This window comes from Mesotoga sp. UBA6090 (assembly GCF_002435945.1).
Classification (GTDB): Bacteria; Thermotogota; Thermotogae; order Petrotogales; family Kosmotogaceae; genus Mesotoga.
Genome location: NZ_DIXC01000014.1, coordinates 58,625 through 79,264, shown reverse-complemented (window position 1 = coordinate 79,264; position 20,640 = coordinate 58,625). Strand labels below are relative to the sequence as shown.

Below are 20,640 nucleotides of genomic sequence, written 5' to 3'. Positions count from 1 at the left end.
CACTGGAATCTACAATGATTACAGGCTAAGGTATCTCCGACAGAAAGCACTCCCGGCACGATAGGTCAAACAAGCCTTGAGGTGAAGCACACAGGAAAGCCGTATGCGGGAAATCCGCACGTACGGTTTGAGGTGGCAGGAGATGGAAACGGATGAGATGACCCGCTTGAGGGGGACACTCTCCCGAAAGGGGAGTAAACTGCCTGGCCTCACAAGGTCTGTACTTACACCGCGCCATCTCTTGACCCTACAAAGTGTTATAAATGAATATGACATTGCTTCTCATAAGCTTTTTAGGCATAATGAGGTGAATTCTTGATAAAAGCATCTTCGATAGCTGGAAATGTCGAGAGCGCATTATTAAAGGCAAACACAGTAATGGATGATAAGATCAAATCTGCTCTGGAGCTCTACAACGGTCCTTTTTCATCTGTCTTGAATGAAAACTCGGTGCTTGCAGAAGAGCTGGGGCTCCCTCTGTGCCAGGACACGGGTTTTGTTGAATTCTTTGTCTTCATCGGTCTGGAGGTATCTCTTGAGGAACCCATCTCAGAGACCCTCGATATGGCTGTCAGGAGAGCATATTCAACAAATCCCTTTAGATATTCAATAGTGAAGGATCCCCTAGTACACAGAGAAAACACCGGAGACAATTCACCTTCGGTCGTTCATACTTTCATGGTTTCCGGAAAAGAATTGGAGATACGTTTCCTCGCAAAAGGCGGAGGCAGCGAGAATCTCTCAAGACTGTTCATGCTCAACCCGACAACATCTCAAGAAGAGTTCATAGAAACAATTGCCAATTCAGTTTCTGAAGGAGGAGCCAGGGGTTGCCCTCCACTCAGGATCGGAATAGGCATCGGGGGAAGCTCAGAAAAATCAATGCTCCTTGCCAAGCTTGCTCTGACTAGGGAGCTAGATTCGAAGAATCCTGACGTTGGCTACGCCTTTCTCGAAGAGAAGCTTTTGAATAAGATCAATTCCCTTCATATCGGCTATCAGGGACTGGGAGAGGGAATGACCGCTTATTCGGTTAGCATTGAGACTGCGCCTTGTCATATTGCGATTCTTCCAGTTTCACTGGCTATTGATTGTTATCTCTGTAGAAGGGGGGTAGTTACCTTTGAAGATAGATAATTTATCCCCCGGTCAAGAGCTCAGCTTCACAGGCAAACTCATTGTAATGAGAGACGCGGCTCAAATGCGCCTCAAGAAGTTGTACGAAGAAGGCAAAACTTTTCCTGTAGAGCTCAAAGAAGCAATAGTGTTCTATGCCGGTCCGGCCAAGCTAGCTGAAGAGAGCTGTGGAGCAATCGGTCCAACTACTTCACTAAGGATGGATGGTTTCTTGGAAATGCTTTTCGAAAAGGGAGTTCTGGCAACCATTGGGAAGGGAAAAAGGTCGGATCTGGCAACAAATCTGTGTAAAGAATTTAGAAGAGTCTATTTGATCGCTCCAAGCGGAGCGGCCGCTTCGCTTGCGCAAAGGATCGAGTCTCTGAAGGTCATCGCTTACGAAGATCTAGGCACAGAAGCAATATTCGAGATTAACGTCAGAGACTTTCCGTTGATTGTTGCAACGGATGTTAACGGTTCAGATTTTTTTACTTTGAATAGAAGGTGATTGTGTGAACGAAAAAGCATTGAAACTTCACAAGGATCTCAGGGGGAAGCTAGAAGTAAGAAGTAAGGTTAAGGTGGATAGCATGGAGGCCCTTTCACTTGCGTACACTCCGGGAGTGGCCGATGTGTGCAGAGTAATCGAGAGCGATAAAGAGCTTGCTTATGATTACACAAACAAATGGAATTACGTTGCGGTAGTTTCAGACGGAACGGCGGTTCTCGGTCTTGGTGATATTGGCCCAGAAGCAGGACTTCCTGTTATGGAGGGAAAAGCCGTTCTCTTCAAGGAATTCGCGAATGTTGATGCCTTCCCGCTATGTATTGACATCCATAGTTCAGAGGAAATCATCTCATTCGTGAAAGCAATCGCTCCAACCTTTGGAGGCATTAACCTTGAGGACATCTCCTCGCCAAAATGCTTCTTCATTGAAAGCGAACTTCAGAAGATGCTCAATATTCCCGTTTTTCATGACGATCAGCATGGAGCGGCGATAGTCGCCGTTGCCGCGTTGAGAAATGCCCTGAAGATTGTTGGGAAGAAGATTGAGAATCTAAAGATAGCAACGGTCGGCGTTGGAGCAGCCGGAGGTGCAACAATCAAAATGCTGCTCGCGGCAGGTGCAAGAAATATTGTTGCAGTCGATAGAAATGGCATACTTAACAGGAATCGGCCAGCTACTCTCCTGAACGAATTTCATTCAGAGATAGTAAAAGAGATTAATCCCGATAATCTCAGCGGAAATCTGGAGGATGCTGTGAAGGGAGCCGATCTCTTCATTGGCACTTCTGTTGCCGGGCTTCTTTCACCGGAAATGGTGCGCAAAATGGCTCCCGAACCGATCATATTCGCTCTGGCCAATCCCGTGCCGGAAATCATGCCGGATCTTGCTCGCAGTGCAGGTGCATCAATTGTCGCCACCGGCAGATCAGATTTCCCAAACCAGATAAACAATGTTCTAGCATTCCCGGGCATCTTCAGAGGCGCTCTTGACACACGATCAAGAGAGATAAACGAAGCTATGAAGTTGGCAGCAACTGACGCCCTTGCATCGGCAGTGTCTGAAGAAAAACTTTCCAAGGACTACATTTTGCCCAGGCCGTTCGAACCGGGAATCGCAAAAAAGGTTGCACTTGCCGTTGCAAGAGCTTCTGTTGACTCGAGATGTTCGAGGCTCTCCGGTGAAATAAACCTTGAGGAACTGATTGAAAGAGGATTCAAGAGAATCTGAAAGTCTTATTCCGTATAGATTTCCTGCAGGTGGAAAGATCTCTATCGTCATGCACACGATTGCACTTATGCAATATTTTGCATGCAAAGATGTTCACTGGATTGAGGTCCTAACCGCTCAATTGTCTGAGTCCGGCTTTATATAAGTGCTTTATACACTCTTCATCTCTTGGCATGCTGTTGCTAAACGAATTGTTGTGATGATTACTATGATAACTACCAGGGGGTGTAAATCGTGACAGAAAAGTTTTCGAAGATCGCACTCAGAATGAAATCGAACGTCATCAGGGAACTGCTTAAGGTAACTTCGAAACCGGGAATGATTTCTTTTGGTGGAGGTGTTCCCGACCCAGATACATTTCCACGTTTTGAGATGGCCGAAATATCAAAGGAAGTCCTAGAGAAAGAGCACAAATTCACTCTTCAATATGGCTCAACCGAAGGTGATCCGATACTCAGGGAAGAGTATATATCTCTTCTGAAACGGGAAAGTGGGATAGAAGGACTCGACGTTGACAATCTGCTTGTCACTGTCGGTTCCCAGAGCGCACTAGATCTCGTAGGCAAGATCTTCCTCGACGATGACAGTATCTACTTCGTTTCCAAACCTGTCTATCTTGGAGCCGCCAGCGCTTTCGCGTTGAGGTCAAACGGCTACGTCTACATGGATCTTCGTGAGGACGGAGTTGACCTTGATGAGGTTGAAAACAGATTGGAAGAGATTGCTTCAAGAGGGGAGATCAACAAGGTCAAGTTCATATACGTGATCCCTAACTTTCACAATCCGGGTGGAGTCACGATGTCGCTGGAGAAGAGAAAGAGGCTAATCGAAATCGCTGAGAAGTATGACGTTCTGATCGTTGAGGACGATCCCTATGGTGACCTCAGGTACGAAGGCGATCCAATAGATCCAATATTCAAAATTGGAGGTCAGAATCGGGTCTTACTTCTGAGGACATTCAGCAAGATCCTCTCCCCAGGACTGAGATTAGGAATCGTTATTGGGAACAAGACCATAATAAGAAAAATGGTAATGGCTAAACAAGCCTCAGACCTCTGCACACCTAGTCTCACACAGAGAATCGCGGCCAGATATCTCCAGAGGTATGACCTGCTTGCACAGCTTAAACCAACAATAGCTCTCTACAGGGACAAGAGAGATCTTATGCTTGCAGAGCTCGAGAAGAATTTCGGAGACATGAAGGGATTCCACTGGACCAAACCAGACGGAGGACTTTTCATTTGGTTCACTCTTCCCGAGAGTTTTGATACTGGAGAAATGCTGGAAATGGGCAAGGCCGAGAATGTGCTCTTTGTTCCAGGAGAGGCCTTCTCGCTGGACAACACATGCAAGAACTCGATGCGACTATCCTTCTGTCTTCCTCCCAGAGAGGACATCATAGAAGGAGTAAGAAGGCTAAAGAAGATTGTTGTGGAGTATGGCAAAGAGAAGAATATCTTCTGAGGGAGTGAGAGAATGAAAATCTTAGCAATAAATCCCGGCTCTACTTCAACGAAAATCGCTGTCTTCAACAACGAGCATGAGGTGACGAAAGGCGCGATTCAACATTTCACATCGCAGAAGAATTCTGAAGATGATATTCGAGAGAGGGCAGAGGAGATTATCGCCTTTCTTAGAGACCGTGACGTGCAGTTTGATTTCGATGCGATTGCCTGCAGAGGAGGAATTCTTCCTCCTCTTGAAAGCGGCACCTACAGAGTTAACGAGAAGATGGTTGATTTTCTTTTACATCACAGCGAGGTCGATCACCCTTCCAATCTTGCTGCTCCGATAGGATTACTTCTCTCTGAAGGAAAGATCCCCGTATTCATAACGGATCCGATTTCAGTTGACGAATTTTGTGAAGAAGCTCGGCTGTCCGGTCTTCCGCAATTGCCGAGGATTTCCAGACTGCATGCTCTGAACATGAAGACTGCCGCAAGACAGATTGCAGCCGATCTTGGAAAAGACGTTGAAAACCTTAACCTGGTAATCGCTCACCTAGGCGGAGGCATTTCTGTAGGGCTGCAACTAAGAGGCAAGATGGTCGACGTGAACAACGCGACAGATGAAGGGCCTTTCAGCCCGACCAGAACCGGAGAACTCCCAGTAGCGGATTTGGCAGAGAAGTGTTTCAGCGGTGAATATACGGAGAAACAACTTCTCGACCGATATTTGAAGTCTGGAGGACTGCGAGCCTATCTTGGCACGGATGACCTGAGAAAGGCACTAGAAATGGCAGAGAGTGATTCTTATGCAGCTATGGTCGTCGATGCGATGGTTTACCAAATTGGCAAGGAAATCGGCGGTATGCTCGCTTTGGGCGGCGGTTCAATTGATGCTATTGTTCTGACGGGAAGTATTGCTTATAACGCTGAGATTGTTGAGAAGATAAAGAGCTTTGTTGGAAAGTTCGCTCTGGTCGTAGTTGAACCAGGCGAGAACGAACTGTTGTCTCTCGCGCTTGGTGCACAGAGAGTTCTTCAAGGTACAGAAGAGGCAAGAGAGTTTGATGCGGAGGTGGCTATATGATCTCAAGTCTTTCACAACTAGTCTGCCGCGCAAAAAGCAACCCGAAAGTGATAGCAATTGCCGCCGCTGATGACCCTGTTGTGCTTTCGGCAGCCAAAGAGGCGGCGCAACAAGGGATTGCATCGTTCATACTCTTCGGCTCGCAAGGCAAGATAGAGGAAATCATCAACGAGATGGACTTTGCAGAGAATCTTTCAATTGTAGACTGCGCCTCAAAGAGCGAATCGATTCAGAAGGCTGTAGAGGCCGTTTCGCTTAAGAGTGCTGACATTCTAATGAAAGGCAATGTGAAAACGGGAGAGCTCCTCAGCGTCTTTCTGAAGGATGAATATGGTCTCAGGACTGGAAGAACAATGAATCTTGTCACCGTCTTCGAGACCAAGAAGTACCACAAACTGATTCTGGTTACAGACGCAGGGATGGTAATAGCGCCCGATTTAGGTCAAAAAGCGGATTCAATTATCAATTCGGCTGCAGTTGCAAGGGCTTTGGAAATCGAAAAACCGAAGGTCGCCGTACTGGCTGCGATCGAGGTTGTAAACTCGAAGATGCCAGCAACAACAGATGCGGCCATCCTTTCCCAGATGGCAAGAAGAGACCAGCTGGGGGCTGTTGAAGTCGATGGACCACTCGCTCTGGATAACGCTATCTCATTCGAAGCTGCGAAGCACAAAGGGATTTCCAGTTCTGTCGCGGGTGATGCAGACATACTTATAATGCCTGATATCGAAGCGGGAAATATTTTCTATAAAGCAATGGCTTTTCTCTCCGATTGTCAGCTGGCAAGTGCAATAGTTGGAGGAAGGATTCCGATAATACTTACTTCCAGAGCCGATTCAGCAAGTACCAAATTGCAGTCGATAGCCTTGAACGTTCTTCTTTCGGGAGTGATGTGATGTCTATCATACTTGTTATAAATCCTGGATCAACCTCAACGAAACTTGCGCTCTTCAGAGACTCAGAAATTATTGGAGAACACACGATTCGACACTCGCCTCAAGAGCTGAATCAATTCGCTTCACTTTATGAACAGAGCGCTTTCAGAAAAGCATTAATTGTCAGTTTCCTGGAATCAGCCGGACATCCCCTGACTGAAATCGATGCAATCATTGGGCGGGGGGGAATGCTTCGACCTCTCGAAGGTGGCACATATGCTGTAAACGATGACATGATAGAAGACCTAAGATCTACAAAGTATGGCGAACACGCTTCAAATCTAGGGGCGATACTTGCTAAAGAACTAGCACTGGAGAACAGAAAGGGAATCCCTGCTTATATTGCAGATCCGGTGGTAGTTGACGAAATGGACCCTGTTGCTAAGCTCTCTGGCCATCCAGATTACACACGAAGATCCATCTTTCATGCGCTTAATCAGAAAGCAGTGGCAAGAGAGGTAGCTGCGAGATACGGGAAGAAGTATGAAGAAATGAACTTCATTGTTGTTCACATGGGTGGAGGAATCTCGATTGGAGCACACAAAAGGGGAAGAGTCGTCGACGTAAATAATGCTCTTAACGGTGACGGACCTTTCAGTCCGGAGAGAGCGGGAACCCTTCCGATATCAGGCTTGATAAAGCTCTGTTATTCAGGAAAGTACTCGAAGAATGAAGTCAAGAAACTGATAAAAGGAAATGGCGGTCTTATGGCTTACACTGGGACAAGTGATTGCCAAAGAATTCAGCAGGCGATAGTTGATGGAGACAGACAAGCAGAAAAGGCCTATAGGTCAATGGCATACCAGATTGTGAAGTGGACCGGAAGGATGGCAGCTGTTCTCAGCGGAGATGTAGACTCCATAATCATCACTGGCGGAATAGCTCACGACAGCAGATTTATGGTTCCATGGCTTACAGAAAAACTGTCCTTCATTGCTCCCATAAGTGTAGTTCCGGGCGGCAATGAAGAATTATCTCTGGCAATGGCCTGCTCCAGAGTTCTTGAAGGAATCGAGAAGGCAAAAGATTATAGGAGAGCAGAATGAACTTTTCGAAGAAGATTCTGGTCTTCATGGGAATGTTCGGCAGCGGCAAGACCGAAATAGCTCTTAATGTCTCCAGATTGCTTGCGAAAAACGGAGAACGTGTTGCCCTTGCAGACATTGATACTATAAGCCCATATTATCGATCACGAGATATGAGAGAGTCCTTTGCGGAGTTCGGCATCAAAATCGTCGCCCCCAAAGGAAAGTTATCTCACGCCGATTTGCCGATAATTCCTGCCGAAGTTTTCGGCTATGTAGAGAATCCAGATTTCAGAGTAGTGCTTGACGTTGGAGGAAATGATGACGGTGCAGTCGTTCTTTCCTCACTGAGCACAAGACTACCGAAAGAGAACTGTGAGACATACTATGTTTTGAATCCCTTTAGGCCGTTCAATGACACCGTTGAAAACGCCGCCCTTCACTTCCTCAGACTCCAGGAGATTTCGAGAATGAAAATCGATTACCTTGTGAATAACTCAAATATCGGTCGTGAGACGACAATAGAAGTGATTCAGAAGGGCGAGGAGTTTATGAAACAAGTATCAGAGCGAGTTTCAACCCAAGTAGCATTCACGGCTGTCATGAATGGAGTGGAAAATGGGGATACTATCTTTGATAAACTTGAAATGAAGAAATATATGATGAATCCATGGGAGGTAGAAAATGAGTAGAGACTTCGTGAAAATTGACGAAGAACGATGCAAAGGCTGCGGTCTATGTATCAACTTCTGCCCGAAGAAAGTGCTGAGCTTCACGGACAAGTTCAACAGCAAGGGCTATCGCCCCGCCCAACAACATGATCTCGATAACTGCATCGGATGCGGCTTTTGCTACATGATGTGTCCTGATACAGCAATAACCGTCTACAAAGAAACGGTAGAGGCATAGGAGGGAAGACCATGGCCGAAAAGATAATGGTTAAGGGAAATGAAGCGATGGCAGAAGCTGCTATAAGGGCCGGCTGCAGACTGTATTTTGGCTATCCCATTACTCCTCAATCAGAATTCACTGAATATATGGCAAGAAGAATGCGGCAGGTAAGCGGAGTCTTTCTTCAGTCAGAGAGCGAGGTGGCCGCGGTTAACATGGTTTACGGGGCCGCGTGCACGGGTCACAGAGTCATGACTTCGACGTCTAGTCCCGGCTTCAGTCTAATGCAAGAAGGAGTATCATACATTGCAGGTGCAAGGCTTCCTACGGTGTTTGTAAATGTAGTTAGAGGTGGACCTGGACTTGGAGATATCCAGCCTGCGCAGAGCGACTACTTCCAGTCGACCAAAGGCGGAGGGCACGGAGATTATCACATGATAGTTCTAGCTCCAGGAAGCATTCAAGAAGCTGTCGATCTGATGGAAAGCGCCTTCAATCTTGCTGACATTTATAGAGTGCCAGTAATGATGCTTGCAGACGGAATGCTTGGACAAATGATGGAACCTGTTGTCTTTCCTGATTTCGTTGAACTCGAGGGGATTAATGATCACTCGAGCTGGGCTCTGAGAGGTACGGAGGGTCGCGAACCTCACAAAGTAACTTCTTTCGACATCGATCCGGTAAGGCTCGAAGAGATGAATACTGTTGTACACAAGGGCTATGAAGAGATCAAAGCGAAGGAAGTCCGATTCGAAACAAGTGACCTTGAAGATGCGGAGTATGCTCTTGTCGGATACGGAACGATGGGCAGAATTCTTGGAAGCGTGGTGAAGATAGCAAGGAAACAGGGAATCAAAGTGGGACTGTTTAGACCAATATCTCTGTGGCCATTTCCATATGCCGAACTGAAGGCCGCCACAAAGGGGAAAAAGTTCTGTCTAGATGTGGAAATGTCGACCGGCCAGATGGTGGAAGATGTCCGCCTCTCGGTCGAAGGAGCGTTACCTGTTCATTTCTATGGGAGAACCGGAGGAATGGTTCCAACACCAGACGAAGTCTTAAGAGAACTCGTCAGACTTATAGGATGAGGTGATTAAATGTCACAGGCAACTTACAAGAGACCTAAATCACTTGCGAAAAATGAATTCTCATACTGTCCAGGCTGTCACCACGGAATTATTCATAGACTTGTGGCAGAAGTAATAGACGAACTGGAGATTCAGGGGAAGACCTTAATGGTGGCTCCCGTTGGATGCTCGGTCTTTGCGTATGAATTCTTTGATGTGGACGGAACCGTTGCACCTCATGGAAGAGCACCGGCCGTCGCCACGGGAATGAAGAGAGCAATGCCAGACAGGATTGTATTCACATATCAAGGCGACGGTGATCTTGCCGCCATTGGAACGGCCGAGATCATTCACGCCGCAAACAGAGGCGAGAAGATCACCACGATTTTCGTCAATAACGCGATCTACGGTATGACAGGCGGTCAGATGGCACCAACCACCTTGCTCGGAATGAGAACCACTACTTCTCCATATGGGAGAAAGGCAGAGACGGAAGGGTTCCCGATTCACGTTTCAGAATTGCTGAAGGAAACCGCCGGAATTGTCTATCTAGAACGAGTGGCCGTGAGTTCTCCCCAGGAAGTAAGGAAGGCAAAGGCTGCAATAAAGAAGGCCTTTGTTGCGCAGCAAAAAGGGCTGGGCTTTTCATTAGTCGAGGTTCTTTCAACTTGTCCAACAAACTGGGGGCTCAACCCAGTGGAGTCAATCAACTGGCTAAATGAAAACATGAAGAAGGAGTATCCCATCGGGGTATTTGTCGACAAGGTCGGCGATATCAAATGAGTGAGCATCTCTTAGTAGCTGCGGGATTTGGTGGACAGGGAGTTATGTTGATCGGACAGATTCTGGCAACGGCTGGAATGTTTGACAACAAGCACACTACCTGGCTTCCCTCATACGGCCCAGAGATGCGAGGAGGGACTGCCAACTGCACAGTAGTGGTAAGCGATGAGCCTATTGGCTCACCGATTACAAATACTCCGAACGAGCTGATAGTAATGAACATACCATCTCTGATAAAATTCGAGAAAGAGATTCAGGCCGGTGGTGTAATGGTGATAAACACTTCTGTTGTCGATAGAGAAACTAATAGAAATGATATTTCCGTCGTCAAGATCGATGCAAACTCAATCGCAGAGAAGCTTGGGAATCTCAAGGTTTCCAACATGGTAGTTTTGGGGGCGTATCTCGAGAAGACAGGTACAGTGACCATGGAAGGAGTGCGTAAGGCTCTGGAGAAGAAGCTGACAGGTCTAAAAGCATCTCTACTAGACCTGAACATTCAGGCAGTTGAAGAGGGAATGAGATCGGTAAGGTAATGTGAAAGAAATCGAGACGCGCCAGAGGGTGTCTCTTTTGACTGTTTTCAAATGACTGATATACAGATATCGATTAGGTTGCAAACCCGAGAAGCGATGTATCTTTCCAAAAGGATTTGTGGAGGATCGCAGTGGAACTTGCGAATTTCTGGCCTGCGCTGTTTCTAACCATCTTTGCCGGTCTATCAACCGGCGTAGGAAGTATTCTGGCCATTCTAACAAAGAAGACCAACACGAGATTCCTTTCAGTCTCACTGGGCTTCTCTGCCGGAATAATGATATATGTCTCCTTTGTAGAGATCTTTGTCAAGAGCGGGGAATCTCTCCAAGAGGTGATCGGAAGTGGTCTCGGTGACTGGATCAATGTAATAGCTTTCTTTGGAGGCATAGGCCTGATCGCACTGATTGACTTTCTCGTACCTTCCGCAGAAAACCCTCATGAAATCAGAGACGTAAATGAAATGCAGCAGATGAACAGAAGCCTAATGAGAATGGGCGTCTTCACAGCGTTTGCTATTGCAGTGCATAACTTTCCTGAAGGACTTGCCACATTTCTTGCTGCGATGAAGGATCCTTCACTTGGAATTCCCATAGCAATAGCAATAGCAATTCATAACATTCCCGAAGGTATCGCTGTGGCAGTTCCGATTTATCAAGCAACTGGAAGCAGAAAGAAGGCATTCGTGTATTCTTTCCTTTCCGGTCTTGCAGAACCGGCCGGAGCATTGATTGGATTCGCTTTAATCAATACTCTTTTCAACGAAATGGCTTTTGGAGTTGTATTCGCTGGTGTCGCCGGAATCATGGTTTACATATCGCTGGATGAACTTCTACCTTCGGCAGAGAAATATGGAGAGCACCATCTCTCAATTTCCGGGTTGATTGCGGGAATGGCATTAATGGCAGTCAGTTTGCTAATACTCTAGTTCTGCGGAAACCACCGGACATGGTTCCATATCTGAGAGTGGAGCCCGGTAAATGCTGTATAATGACTGTGGTATTAGTCCCGCCAGTGATACAATAATTCCGTTGAATTACGTGCTCCGGAGGTGCGTTATGATGAAATGGATAGACAAAGTGGAGGTTTGCCGAAGCACAGCTTGCGACCTTCTTCACGGCCTTTTCAGGCTGAATAACAACGACCGATTTCTCGAACATCTCAAGCCCTCGCTCAACAAGGGTGATTTTGAGCAAGACAGGATATTCAGAACTGGATTAACGAAACAAGAAGTATTCTCACCTCTGACATTGTTCAGAAACTCGAGGAGTTTTTTGATTGGGAAACCTTCTTCGGAATGTGTCTCCTTCCGGATATAACGCACTTCAATCTCGAAAACGCAAAGCAATTGATCAAACATATAAAGGATATGCCTGAAAGAGTTCTCTTGATTCACTTTATATACTCCGGTTATGGACCCCGCAAGGGAACTATCGATATGAACACCTTTGAAAAGATTATGAATGACGACAAGAAATTGCTGCTCTTTGTCTCGAGTAATATGTCTTTCTCGACAGAACGAAAGGCGATTCTCTTTGAAATGCTATCGGATCCGTCCAGAACGAAGGAGAACTTTCTGTATCTACTCGAGTGGTTCTATGAGAATGCTTTTTCGATTGTAGAACCTATGATCGAGAAGCTTCTATCAAGAACGGCAAGTGAGTTGAAAAAGGAAATAATGCATTCTGGTGAGAGATTCCTCATGTTGCTGATAAAAAACATCGACTACACGCGCTACGAAGAGCTAAAAAGAACGGTTATTTGCCCCAGCTACTTCTCGGAATTCCTGGTCTCAAACGCATCGGTCCCTTTCGTCAACGAAGATATGTACACAGTGGGGTTCCGCTTCAAAGAAGTTATGTCAGTTTCAAAGGATAAGCTGGAGATGGCCGCAGATACTTTCGATGCTTTGGCCCACGAAAAGAGACTTGCCATAATAAAACACCTTTCTGCGGGGCAATCCTCGGGAAATGAACTTGCCAGGGCGCTGAACCTTTCAAATTACGAAATTGGCGAACACACGGCGATTCTTCGAAAAGCGGGAATGGTTCGCGTTGAGAAAATGAACCAAACGTTGAGTTTTTCCCTTGACAAAGGAGCTGTACGCCGCGAGGTCGGAAAGGCACTTGAAGACCTTTTGAAAGATGTAGAAAGCTAGTATCGTTCTTCCAGTTTCCGGTAGACAATCTCTATTTCAAGCAGACGCAGTTTCTTGAAAGTTTTCTCGTCCTTCTTGTTCTTCAGCATTTGAAGGGCGACTTTCGCGCCAATTGAAGCCAAACTTCCAAGGGTCTTTCCGGTAGTGTACCACTGCTTGAGAGGCGTTTCCTTGAGAATTATCTCAAGAGGGGTTACTTCCTCTGCTTCCATTACCACACTGTGGGGTTTGACGCTTTTCTTCAGATTCTCAAGATTCATCTCCAAGTTCTCGTATGTCTTCTTAATACTACTCAGCGAAACCAGGCTTTCAACCGAATACTCCGATGGTCTTCGGGAAGGAAGTGAGCTATCGAAAACTTCAAGAGCCCTCTTAAGGTTGTTCTCTTCACCAATGTAATCTCTCTTCTTTGGCCCAGAATCCGAAAAAAGCTGGATACCCCGCTTTCTGACTTGAATTTCCCTCTCCGTACTCATATATCTAGCGTATCCTTATCGGTTTCTGTCATGATTCTAGTCACTTCAAATTTCAGATCTTCATCTATGAGAGAGAAGATATAGCCGTATACGTAGTTGAAATATTGCATCGTCGGGCCATCGAAGTAAGAGGTATTCAGTGAACCGATCTTCTCCTTCAGAATCATTGGAAGAGAGCTTCCGCTTCTAGACAGTTCCTTCTCGTTTTCAGAAAACTCGTCGAGAAGCTTCTTCAATCTCTCAATTGCCTTTCTATTGTATCTCGCGTATCTTGAGCTTCTTAGAGATTCTACCTTTTCCTCAGCCACTCTGTAGAACCCATTCTTCACATCTCGATATCTCTCGTTCTGTGTCTCATCTAGCAAGGAGAGATCAAGGCCGGTCTCTAATCTTGCCGCATTGTTCATTGAATCTCTTATCGCCATCTCATCGTTTGAAGCCTTGATTCCCTCCAAAATACTCTCAAGCTCCTTCAAAATCTCTTCATTACGTTCATTCTGCCTTTGTTTGAGATCAAGATCCCTTTGCTTTCTAAGAGAGTAGAACTCTTCCTGCGCCTGGACAAGTCTTTTCGAATATTCAGTGACAAGCGTTATTGAATTTGCGTTGGAAGCTGCTCCAAAATCCTTAAGAAGCCTTTCAGCCTTGAGAAAGATCTCCTCCACCTCATCCTCGCTCTTCGCATTCTTCAGATCTGCGAAGACTTTGTCCATTGCAAGCCTGAAGAACTCCATGTTGTTTGGAAACCTACCGGCAGCCACGCTAAGGACGAGCCTGCTCTCAAAATCTTGATTTCGCTGCTGCAATTCCTTCAGGCGACGCATAAAGTCCTCAGGACCTGGCTCTTTTCGAAACTTGAACTCGTATGGCCCCAGAAAGATGCCTCCTTCTCTCAGAATAAGCCTGTAGGCAAGATAACCAAGCAAAACAGCCACTACTATCAGCAAAACAAGCATAGGAATCCCTCCACAAAAGCTCCTTCAAATAGGATAATACCATTTTTTCGATAATTAGCGGGTCACGAAGTAGATGGCAAAAACCCTCGACTCCTTGAAAGATTAAAGCAAAAGAACGTATATGTCAGGCCGAACAATTCTCGAAAACAACGGCTTTGGGGGTATAATACTGCAGCTTAAGACCAGTACTCGCTTCTAGTTGATTTTCCCTTTCAAGACTTCCCCCGAGCGTGCTTCGGAGAATTTTCTTTCCGCTTTGCCAGAAAACTTCCCGACAAGATCGTTAGTGCGGGTTCCGGGAGGAACCTGATCAAAAGGTAGACAACAGCCATGTTGATCAACCAGTATACATACCAGAATCTTTCCATGATTTCAATTGGATCTCCAACAAAATCGAAAATTGGATAGACAAGGAAGCCTGCAGCTATGTGATACCCCAGCACAAACAGTGTTCGCCTTCCAAAAAGAGAAAAGATCCGCTTTAGAGGCTCGATTCTCTCCAGGAGTTGAGCCATACCGGAGATTGCGATTATTCCAAATACGGCAGCAAATATATACAGAGAAGGCGATGAACCGAAATAGTCTTCCATCAAATACACTTCACCACAAAACGCCGCAGCGATCGCATATAACGCAGACGAAACGATTGTCATCATAACGGGAACTCTTCGTGTCAATATCCCGAAAGATTTCACAAACTTACCCATCGCAAAATACGGCAGGGCAGCTAAAGCAACATCGAGTTTGAAGGGAAATGATCCAGAGAGAAAAAACATCGACACAAAGCCCAACACTATTCCTACTGGAAGGATCCGGAGTTTTCTGAGAACTGCGTAGTAAATCTCCATAACAAAGACGGCCGGAACGAACCACAAAGGAATAATGTTCACGGGAATCATTCCAACGGCAGTCCTAACGGTCAAAACGTTTAGGACTACATCAGTTAGCACGAAATTGAGCTCTTCTCTTGTCACGATCATTTTTACGGCTAGCCAGATCAAAATATTTACCGACGCCATTGTGTAATAAGGAACGATTAGCTGTTTAAATCTTTTCAAGAGGTTCGTTTTGAAGTCTCCTTCTTTCGATATCAACCCTGAAAGAAAGAAAAACGTGCATGCCGCCGGATTTATGAGATTAGCAACGATTTGCGGAGGAAGAGTGTGATACATTACCACTAGTGCCATTAACAGGCCTCTGGCTACATCTATCCAAACAATCCGTTCATCAATGAAGTTTAGTCCGTCTGGTTGTTTTGCCAATGCAACACCCCGTGAGGAAATTCACTGACAGTATATCACAGTCAAGAGCGGTCCGCTGAATTGACAAACGAGCTATTTATGACTGCAGGCCGAAAACCAAACATATTCACATCCTGGGAAGGACCCGCCATAACGATGGGGCGATCAAACAACCAAGAGAGACCCGGGATTTCGCAGAGGTGTAGGAATTCACGCAGATTCTATGCTGAATTATGGCGCTCCCGTTGTTATACTTATCAGTAGAGGAAGGTCAGAATTTTCAAGAAGAAGCACTATTTGGGACAGTGGGTACACTAAGGAATCTTTCTGGCCGAACGCCCGTCTCGCAGGAGGTATGCTTATGAAGAAAGTTCTTCTGATTATCATTGTACTTGTATCATTCTTGGCGTTTGCCCAAGAGTACGATGAGCTGTTGAACACACTTTTATCAAGGAGTGAGGCTTTCGTATCTTTCTCGGGAGCTGGCTTTGATGCGCGTTTTGTGCCGACGTATGCCGCTACTGATTCAGAAATAAAAATGATGCAGAACCAGAATCTGCTGGGCATACTCATAGTCCGATCTACAAGAGTCATGGACATTGAAGTGAATAACGTTGTAATCATCGATGCCAAGAGCAACGAAAGAATCGCTCATAAAATCTACAAAGTCGAAGATTTGTCCACGTCTTTGGAACTGCCTTTCTCTCTTCCTTCCGGCGGTGTTCTTGTCCTAACCTCGGAAACCCCATTAGAGGACTATTTCATGGACGTTAGAGTACAACAGATTCTACTTCCATGGAGAGTGAGAACTACTGAACCCGGCAGACTTGTCGAGATGGCGCCGGTGACTCTCGACGAAACAATCTCGGCATCAGATTCGCAAGCCACGGATGATTATGATACTCTGGTTGTCGGTATAGCCGACTTGAATGATAGACTGGACTTCTTACAGGACAATGTTGAAGGATTGAATCTACAATTTAGAAGGCTAAACACTCTATTCCTTGATACTCAAGTTGCACTGGCTGAATACAAGGCAATGGTAGATCGAGGCGCTTTTGATGTTGAAGAGTTCGTGTTGACAATAGAGAACAGAATTGCTGCACTCGAAGAGACAGTAGTAGACAATCCTGTCCGAAGGATAGAGTTTGAAGAGCTTAGCGATTCTCTGGACCGTCTTTACTCATCTCTTGCAAACTGGAGCGACGAGATCTCAAGAATTGAGACACTGGCAGCTTCTCAGAGCCTGCTTCAAGTATCAATACAAGATCTTCAGAATCGAGTGGCACAGCTCGAGGAGTCTGCAAGTGAACAAGCTGATTCAGACGAGATTTCGTCAATCATGGTGAAGATTGATGAAATAAGTGAAGGCCTGTCTGAGGCTGAAAACAGACTTGAAGAACTCGGAAAATCCATTGGTACCCAATCGGATGAGGTAGTCTCAGTCAGAAATGACTTGAGCGAGAAAATCGACTCTTTGATTGAGCGTTTGGTAATTGTCGAAGAATCTGTTCAGAGCAATATTGAGAACGTCACGATCAACAGTGAGCTATTGGAAGGAGTGTCTTCAGAGCTGAAAGGGCTTTCGGTCTACGTATCAGAGACAGCACTTTCTCAGATGGAGAAAATAAGTTCGATGTCTGGAATACTATCGGATGTTGAAGCGAGAGTACTGGCAGCCGAGAGTTCGCTGTCTGATGTCGAAGAGATCAGAGCAAGATTGTCCGCCTCCGAATCAACGACAAGAAATCTGTCCGACAGAATAGACACTCTTCGGAATACCTTTTCCTCAGCCGAAAATACCATTTCAGACCTTGTGAAAAAGGTTGAGGACCTTGAAGTCGGCGTCTTTGGAACGGGAGCAATTAACATGGATGAAATCGAGACTGAGATACTCGAATTGCGCGAAATTGCCGACAGTCTTTCAAGAGGTTTTGTGAGATTTAACGCAGATCTGATAACTTTGAGAGAATCGATTCCTCCTGAAGGAGTATCTATCGAAACCTTTGAAGATACGCGTGGTGAGTTCATGGAAGAGATAACTATTCTTCAGAGTGATCTCACTGAACTTAGAAGCTCTTTGACTGAGCTGGATCTCTCATTCGGGCTTCTGCAAGACTCTCTTGAAGCAGTTTCAATAGACCTTGATAGTATTAAGGGAAACTTTGACGGATCAGTTGCTGCAATTGACAGCAATATGAAGACAATCAAAAGACTTCAGGATGATCTGTCCGTAACTGAGCAAGAACTTGCGAAAGTCAGAGAAGATCTCAGTAAACTTTCCGAGGACTTCGGGTCAAGAGTTGTTTCCAGAGAAGAAATTAACGCTATCGCCGAAGAGCTTGTGAATAAATCCAGAGAAGAATCGGCACAAGAGATTGCTTCACTGAGAAGGACGAACAACATCTGGTTGACGGTCGCAGTGATTTCATCTCTGGCAGCAGTTGTTCTCGGAATAATAAACATACTTCCTTAGATTTGACAAATTGTTGCAAGGAGACGTTCGCAGAAAGATGAGTCCGACTAGAAAGACGCAGATAATTGTGGTTTTCTGTCTGGTCTGCTCTGTTGGTCTGGCTGGCTCACCGTTTTCGGAGATCAGGGCATTCGCCGATTTAGTGGAACAGTTGTTTCTGGCTTCGAGAAGCAGCGAAAGCTTCGATCTTAAGAATCTCGATGTTGATTCCTATGGAAGACCGGCAATTGACTATAGATTCGAAGAAGATGTCATCTACTCCCGAGCTGGCGGAGAGACTCTTACAATGGATATTTTCACTCCCAACGATATAGATACCCCTAGACCCGGCATACTCTATGTTCACGGTGGCGCTTGGATTACAGGCGATAAGAGAAGCGGTCCCGGAGTGGTTATTGTAAGCGAACTCATCAGAGCGGGCTTCATTGTCTTTTCTATAGATTACAGGCTTGCACCGAAGTGGAAGTTCCCTTCCCAGGTGATAGATGTCAAGACGGCTGTCCGCTTTGTCAGAAAGCACTCCTCTGAATTAATGATCGATCCAGGCAGAATTGGAGCCTTTGGCACCAGTGCGGGGGCACACCTAGTATCTCTTGCTGCCCTAACTGCTGACAAAGGGTTGTTTTCAAGTGATGAATTCTCTGATCAGAGTGAAGAACTGATCTGTGTTGCGGATCTATATGGCCCGACCGACCTAGAAGCACTATTCACAGGGATTGAGAAAGAGCTAGCCGATTTGATTTTTGGCAGCGAAGAAGATGTCCTCAAGAAGGCTAGTCCTATCTCATATGTCAGAAGTGATTCCCCTTCCTTTCTTATAGTTCAGGGAGATAAAGATGCTGTTGTACCTCCCTATCAATCAGTCCGATTATTCGAAAAGCTCTTAGACAAAGGATGTAGTGCGGAGTTGATCATCGTAGAAAACGCCGGGCACGGATTGGTGCCCGACGGAGGAGAAATGAGACCTTCAATGATGGAAGTTGCTGAGAAGGTAGTTCATTTCTTCAAAAGCGCTTTGTCTAACCTATAATTGCGGAAAGATCCTCATCAACGGTCTTGATCGGCTTTATATCGAAATTATCAACAAGTACCTTCAAAACATTAGGCGATACGAAAGCTGGCAACACCGGCCCCAGGCGAATACCTTTTACACCCATGTATAGGAGTGCGAGAAGTACCGCTACAGCCTTTTGCTCATACCAGGCAATATCATACTCGATCGGCAGATCATTGATATCTTCAAGGCCAAAAGCCTCCTTGAGTTTCAGAGCGGTAAGAACCAGCGAATATGAATCGTTGCACTGGCCTGCGTCTACGACTCTCGGGATGCCTCCAATATCGCCAAGGTCTAGCATGTTATACCTGTACTTTGCGCAACCTGCGGTTAGTATTACCATCTCTCTCGGAAGCTTCTCGGCCAGGTCTGTGTAGTACTGTCTCTCCTTGGCGTGTCCGTCGCAACCGCCCATCACCACAAACTTCTTTATGGCACCGGCTTTAACTGCATCAATTATCTTATCCGAGACTTTCGATAGCTGGTCGTGAGCGAGACCGACAATGATGCTCTTACCTGGTCTTGCTCCTATATCCCCTACCTCAAGAGCCTTTTGGATAATCGGCGAGAAATCCTTCTGCTTTCCATCTACCCTGTTCGGAATGTGTGAAACGCCCGGCCAAGCAACAAGACCCGTTGTGAATATTCTTTCCTTATAAGAGTCCCTGGGCTTCTGAATACAGTTCGTGGTCATAAGAATTGGACCCTGGAATTCTTCGAATTCCTTTTGCTGGTTATACCAGGAGGTACCAAAATTGCCTTTCAGATGAGAGTACTTCTTCAGTCCAGGATAAGCGTTGGCAGGAAGCATTTCACCGTGAGTATAGATGTTAATTCCCTTTCCTTCAGTCTGTTTCAAGAGTTCTTCGAGATCAAGAAGATCATGTCCGCTAACGAGGATTCCCGGTCCTTCAACTGTGCCCGTAAAAACGGAAGTAATCTCTGGATTTCCGTAACTGCTGGTATTTGCCTCATCCAACAGAGCCATTGACTTTACTGCATATTCGCCCGCTTTGAGAACTAGAGAAACATAGTCATCAGCCGTTCGTGAGTCATCCAGGGTGGCTGCAAGCGCTTCCTGAAGGAAGTCTAGTATTGAGTTGTCCGAATGCTTTAGAATATACGCGTGATCGGTATATGCGGCAATTCCCTTGAGTCCATATGTTAGAAGCTCCCTCAGCGACCGAACATCTTCGTCTGAAGTATCCAGTACGCCAACTTCCGCACCCTTCATTTCGTAAACGTTCAGCCCACCGGAGAGCTTCCAGGTGCAGGCTTCGGGAACCAGGTCATTGAAATCCTTTCCGTGTTTCCTTCTGAAGCCCTCTTTGAAAAGTCGTTCGATTCTCTCTCTTACTTCCAAAGCCCTGTCTATCTTTTTGCCAAGGCTCTCGGAATCAAAATCGACATTAGTGATCGTTGTAAACAAACCCTCGGCAACATAAAGGCCGGTCTCTACGTCAGTTACTCCGATTTCCCGAGCTCTGACTCCCCAATATGAGATGCCCTTCAGAATCCATATTAGCAAATCCTGAAGATTCGCTACCTCTGGCTCTTTTCCACATACACCTTTGACAGTGCAACCAGTTCCCTTCATCGTTTCGGAACACTGAAAACAGAACAAGCAAATCCCTCCTTTATCGACATGAATATATTACAG

Annotated in this window: 20 protein-coding genes; 16 read left to right on the top strand and 4 right to left on the bottom strand. The window is 45.9% G+C overall.

Translation table 11 applies throughout. From position 1 onward, the window contains the following. The first annotated feature begins 315 nt into the window (after positions 1-315). The 14 genes from B3K42_RS02860 (at position 316) to B3K42_RS02795 (ending at position 12,777) form a co-directional block, all read left to right on the top strand. Entirely contained in the window at positions 316-1,137 is an 822-nt protein-coding gene (locus B3K42_RS02860) for a fumarate hydratase (RefSeq protein ID WP_292596677.1), read from the top strand. After that, positions 1,124-1,624 carry a FumA C-terminus/TtdB family hydratase beta subunit gene (locus B3K42_RS02855; protein WP_292596675.1) on the top strand — a complete coding sequence of 167 codons (501 nt, stop codon included), beginning with the start codon at positions 1,124-1,126 and terminating at the stop codon, positions 1,622-1,624. The genes B3K42_RS02860 and B3K42_RS02855 overlap by 14 nt, the downstream gene beginning before the upstream one ends. Positions 1,625-1,628: 4 nt before the next feature. Further along, on the top strand, positions 1,629-2,852 hold the full coding sequence (locus B3K42_RS02850; RefSeq protein ID WP_292596673.1) for an NAD(P)-dependent malic enzyme: 1,224 nt from the start codon (positions 1,629-1,631) through the stop codon (positions 2,850-2,852). A gap of 234 nt (positions 2,853-3,086) precedes the next feature. Next, entirely contained in the window at positions 3,087-4,316 is a 1,230-nt protein-coding gene (locus B3K42_RS02845) for a PLP-dependent aminotransferase family protein (RefSeq protein WP_292596671.1), read from the top strand. Between the two features lie 12 nt (positions 4,317-4,328). Beyond that, the gene (gene buk / locus B3K42_RS02840) at positions 4,329-5,384 is read left to right on the top strand and encodes a butyrate kinase (protein WP_292596670.1); all 1,056 of its coding nucleotides are present in this window, start codon (positions 4,329-4,331) and stop codon (positions 5,382-5,384) included. After that, entirely contained in the window at positions 5,381-6,280 is a 900-nt protein-coding gene (locus B3K42_RS02835; protein ID WP_292596668.1) for a bifunctional enoyl-CoA hydratase/phosphate acetyltransferase, read from the top strand. Before buk (B3K42_RS02840) ends, B3K42_RS02835 begins: the two co-directional genes overlap by 4 nt. Further along, entirely contained in the window at positions 6,280-7,365 is a 1,086-nt protein-coding gene (gene buk, locus B3K42_RS02830) for a butyrate kinase (RefSeq protein ID WP_292596667.1), read from the top strand. The genes B3K42_RS02835 and buk (B3K42_RS02830) overlap by 1 nt, the downstream gene beginning before the upstream one ends. After that, positions 7,362-8,036, top strand: a complete 675-nt coding sequence (locus tag B3K42_RS02825) for a cobalamin biosynthesis protein CobQ (protein ID WP_292596666.1) — start codon at positions 7,362-7,364, stop codon at positions 8,034-8,036. The genes buk (B3K42_RS02830) and B3K42_RS02825 overlap by 4 nt, the downstream gene beginning before the upstream one ends. Continuing rightward, on the top strand, positions 8,029-8,253 hold the full coding sequence (locus B3K42_RS02820) for a 4Fe-4S dicluster domain-containing protein (RefSeq protein WP_292596665.1): 225 nt from the start codon (positions 8,029-8,031) through the stop codon (positions 8,251-8,253). The genes B3K42_RS02825 and B3K42_RS02820 overlap by 8 nt, the downstream gene beginning before the upstream one ends. A gap of 11 nt (positions 8,254-8,264) precedes the next feature. Beyond that, the gene (locus B3K42_RS02815; protein ID WP_292596664.1) at positions 8,265-9,323 is read left to right on the top strand and encodes a 3-methyl-2-oxobutanoate dehydrogenase subunit VorB; all 1,059 of its coding nucleotides are present in this window, start codon (positions 8,265-8,267) and stop codon (positions 9,321-9,323) included. A gap of 9 nt (positions 9,324-9,332) precedes the next feature. Then, on the top strand, positions 9,333-10,085 hold the full coding sequence (locus B3K42_RS02810; RefSeq protein WP_292596662.1) for a thiamine pyrophosphate-dependent enzyme: 753 nt from the start codon (positions 9,333-9,335) through the stop codon (positions 10,083-10,085). Further along, positions 10,082-10,621, top strand: coding sequence for a 2-oxoacid:acceptor oxidoreductase family protein (locus B3K42_RS02805; protein ID WP_292596661.1), 540 nt, complete (start codon positions 10,082-10,084; stop codon positions 10,619-10,621). Before B3K42_RS02810 ends, B3K42_RS02805 begins: the two co-directional genes overlap by 4 nt. A gap of 131 nt (positions 10,622-10,752) precedes the next feature. Further along, a complete protein-coding gene (zupT, locus tag B3K42_RS02800; protein ID WP_292596660.1) occupies positions 10,753-11,547 on the top strand; it encodes a zinc transporter ZupT in 795 nt (264 codons plus the stop codon). Between the two features lie 459 nt (positions 11,548-12,006). After that, entirely contained in the window at positions 12,007-12,777 is a 771-nt protein-coding gene (locus tag B3K42_RS02795) for an ArsR/SmtB family transcription factor (protein WP_292596659.1), read from the top strand. On the opposite strand, the gene B3K42_RS02790 is transcribed toward B3K42_RS02795, so the two are convergent. The 3 genes from B3K42_RS02790 to B3K42_RS02780 form a co-directional block, all read right to left on the bottom strand. Then, positions 12,774-13,253, bottom strand: a complete 480-nt coding sequence (locus tag B3K42_RS02790) for a hypothetical protein (protein ID WP_292596658.1) — start codon at positions 13,251-13,253, stop codon at positions 12,774-12,776. The genes B3K42_RS02795 and B3K42_RS02790 overlap by 4 nt on opposite strands. Next, complete coding sequence (locus B3K42_RS02785) at positions 13,250-14,209, bottom strand: hypothetical protein (RefSeq protein WP_292596657.1); 960 nt, start codon at positions 14,207-14,209, stop codon at positions 13,250-13,252. The genes B3K42_RS02790 and B3K42_RS02785 overlap by 4 nt, the downstream gene beginning before the upstream one ends. 212 nt (positions 14,210-14,421) lie before the next feature. After that, positions 14,422-15,471, bottom strand: a complete 1,050-nt coding sequence (locus B3K42_RS02780) for an acyltransferase family protein (RefSeq protein ID WP_292596655.1) — start codon at positions 15,469-15,471, stop codon at positions 14,422-14,424. Positions 15,472-15,811: 340 nt separating this feature from the next. On the opposite strand from B3K42_RS02780, the gene B3K42_RS02775 reads away from it, so the two are divergent. Together B3K42_RS02775 and B3K42_RS02770 are read left to right on the top strand one after the other, a co-directional pair. Then, positions 15,812-17,926 carry a hypothetical protein gene (locus tag B3K42_RS02775; protein WP_292596654.1) on the top strand — a complete coding sequence of 705 codons (2,115 nt, stop codon included), beginning with the start codon at positions 15,812-15,814 and terminating at the stop codon, positions 17,924-17,926. 37 nt (positions 17,927-17,963) lie between these two features. After that, a complete protein-coding gene (locus B3K42_RS02770; RefSeq protein WP_292596652.1) occupies positions 17,964-18,956 on the top strand; it encodes an alpha/beta hydrolase in 993 nt (330 codons plus the stop codon). On the opposite strand, the gene hcp is transcribed toward B3K42_RS02770, so the two are convergent. Continuing rightward, positions 18,946-20,604, bottom strand: coding sequence for a hydroxylamine reductase (hcp, locus tag B3K42_RS02765; RefSeq protein WP_110990541.1), 1,659 nt, complete (start codon positions 20,602-20,604; stop codon positions 18,946-18,948). The two genes, B3K42_RS02770 and hcp, sit on opposite strands and share 11 nt — an antisense overlap. Positions 20,605-20,640 lie beyond the last annotated feature (36 nt).

Bases quoted from the DNA above. Each gene is read 5' to 3' on its own strand.
- buk (WP_292596670.1), top strand. From the start codon at position 4,329: ATGAAAATCTTAGCAATAAATCCCGGCTCTACTTCAACGAAAATCGCT.
- B3K42_RS02835 (WP_292596668.1), top strand. From the start codon at position 5,381: ATGATCTCAAGTCTTTCACAACTAGTCTGCCGCGCAAAAAGCAACCCG.
- buk (WP_292596667.1), top strand. From the start codon at position 6,280: ATGTCTATCATACTTGTTATAAATCCTGGATCAACCTCAACGAAACTT.
- B3K42_RS02825 (WP_292596666.1), top strand. From the start codon at position 7,362: ATGAACTTTTCGAAGAAGATTCTGGTCTTCATGGGAATGTTCGGCAGC.
- B3K42_RS02820 (WP_292596665.1), top strand. From the start codon at position 8,029: ATGAGTAGAGACTTCGTGAAAATTGACGAAGAACGATGCAAAGGCTGC.
- B3K42_RS02815 (WP_292596664.1), top strand. From the start codon at position 8,265: ATGGCCGAAAAGATAATGGTTAAGGGAAATGAAGCGATGGCAGAAGCT.
- B3K42_RS02810 (WP_292596662.1), top strand. From the start codon at position 9,333: ATGTCACAGGCAACTTACAAGAGACCTAAATCACTTGCGAAAAATGAA.
- B3K42_RS02805 (WP_292596661.1), top strand. From the start codon at position 10,082: ATGAGTGAGCATCTCTTAGTAGCTGCGGGATTTGGTGGACAGGGAGTT.
- B3K42_RS02790 (WP_292596658.1), bottom strand. From the start codon at position 13,253: ATGAGTACGGAGAGGGAAATTCAAGTCAGAAAGCGGGGTATCCAGCTT.
- B3K42_RS02785 (WP_292596657.1), bottom strand. From the start codon at position 14,209: ATGCTTGTTTTGCTGATAGTAGTGGCTGTTTTGCTTGGTTATCTTGCC.
- B3K42_RS02775 (WP_292596654.1), top strand. From the start codon at position 15,812: ATGAAGAAAGTTCTTCTGATTATCATTGTACTTGTATCATTCTTGGCG.
- B3K42_RS02770 (WP_292596652.1), top strand. From the start codon at position 17,964: ATGAGTCCGACTAGAAAGACGCAGATAATTGTGGTTTTCTGTCTGGTC.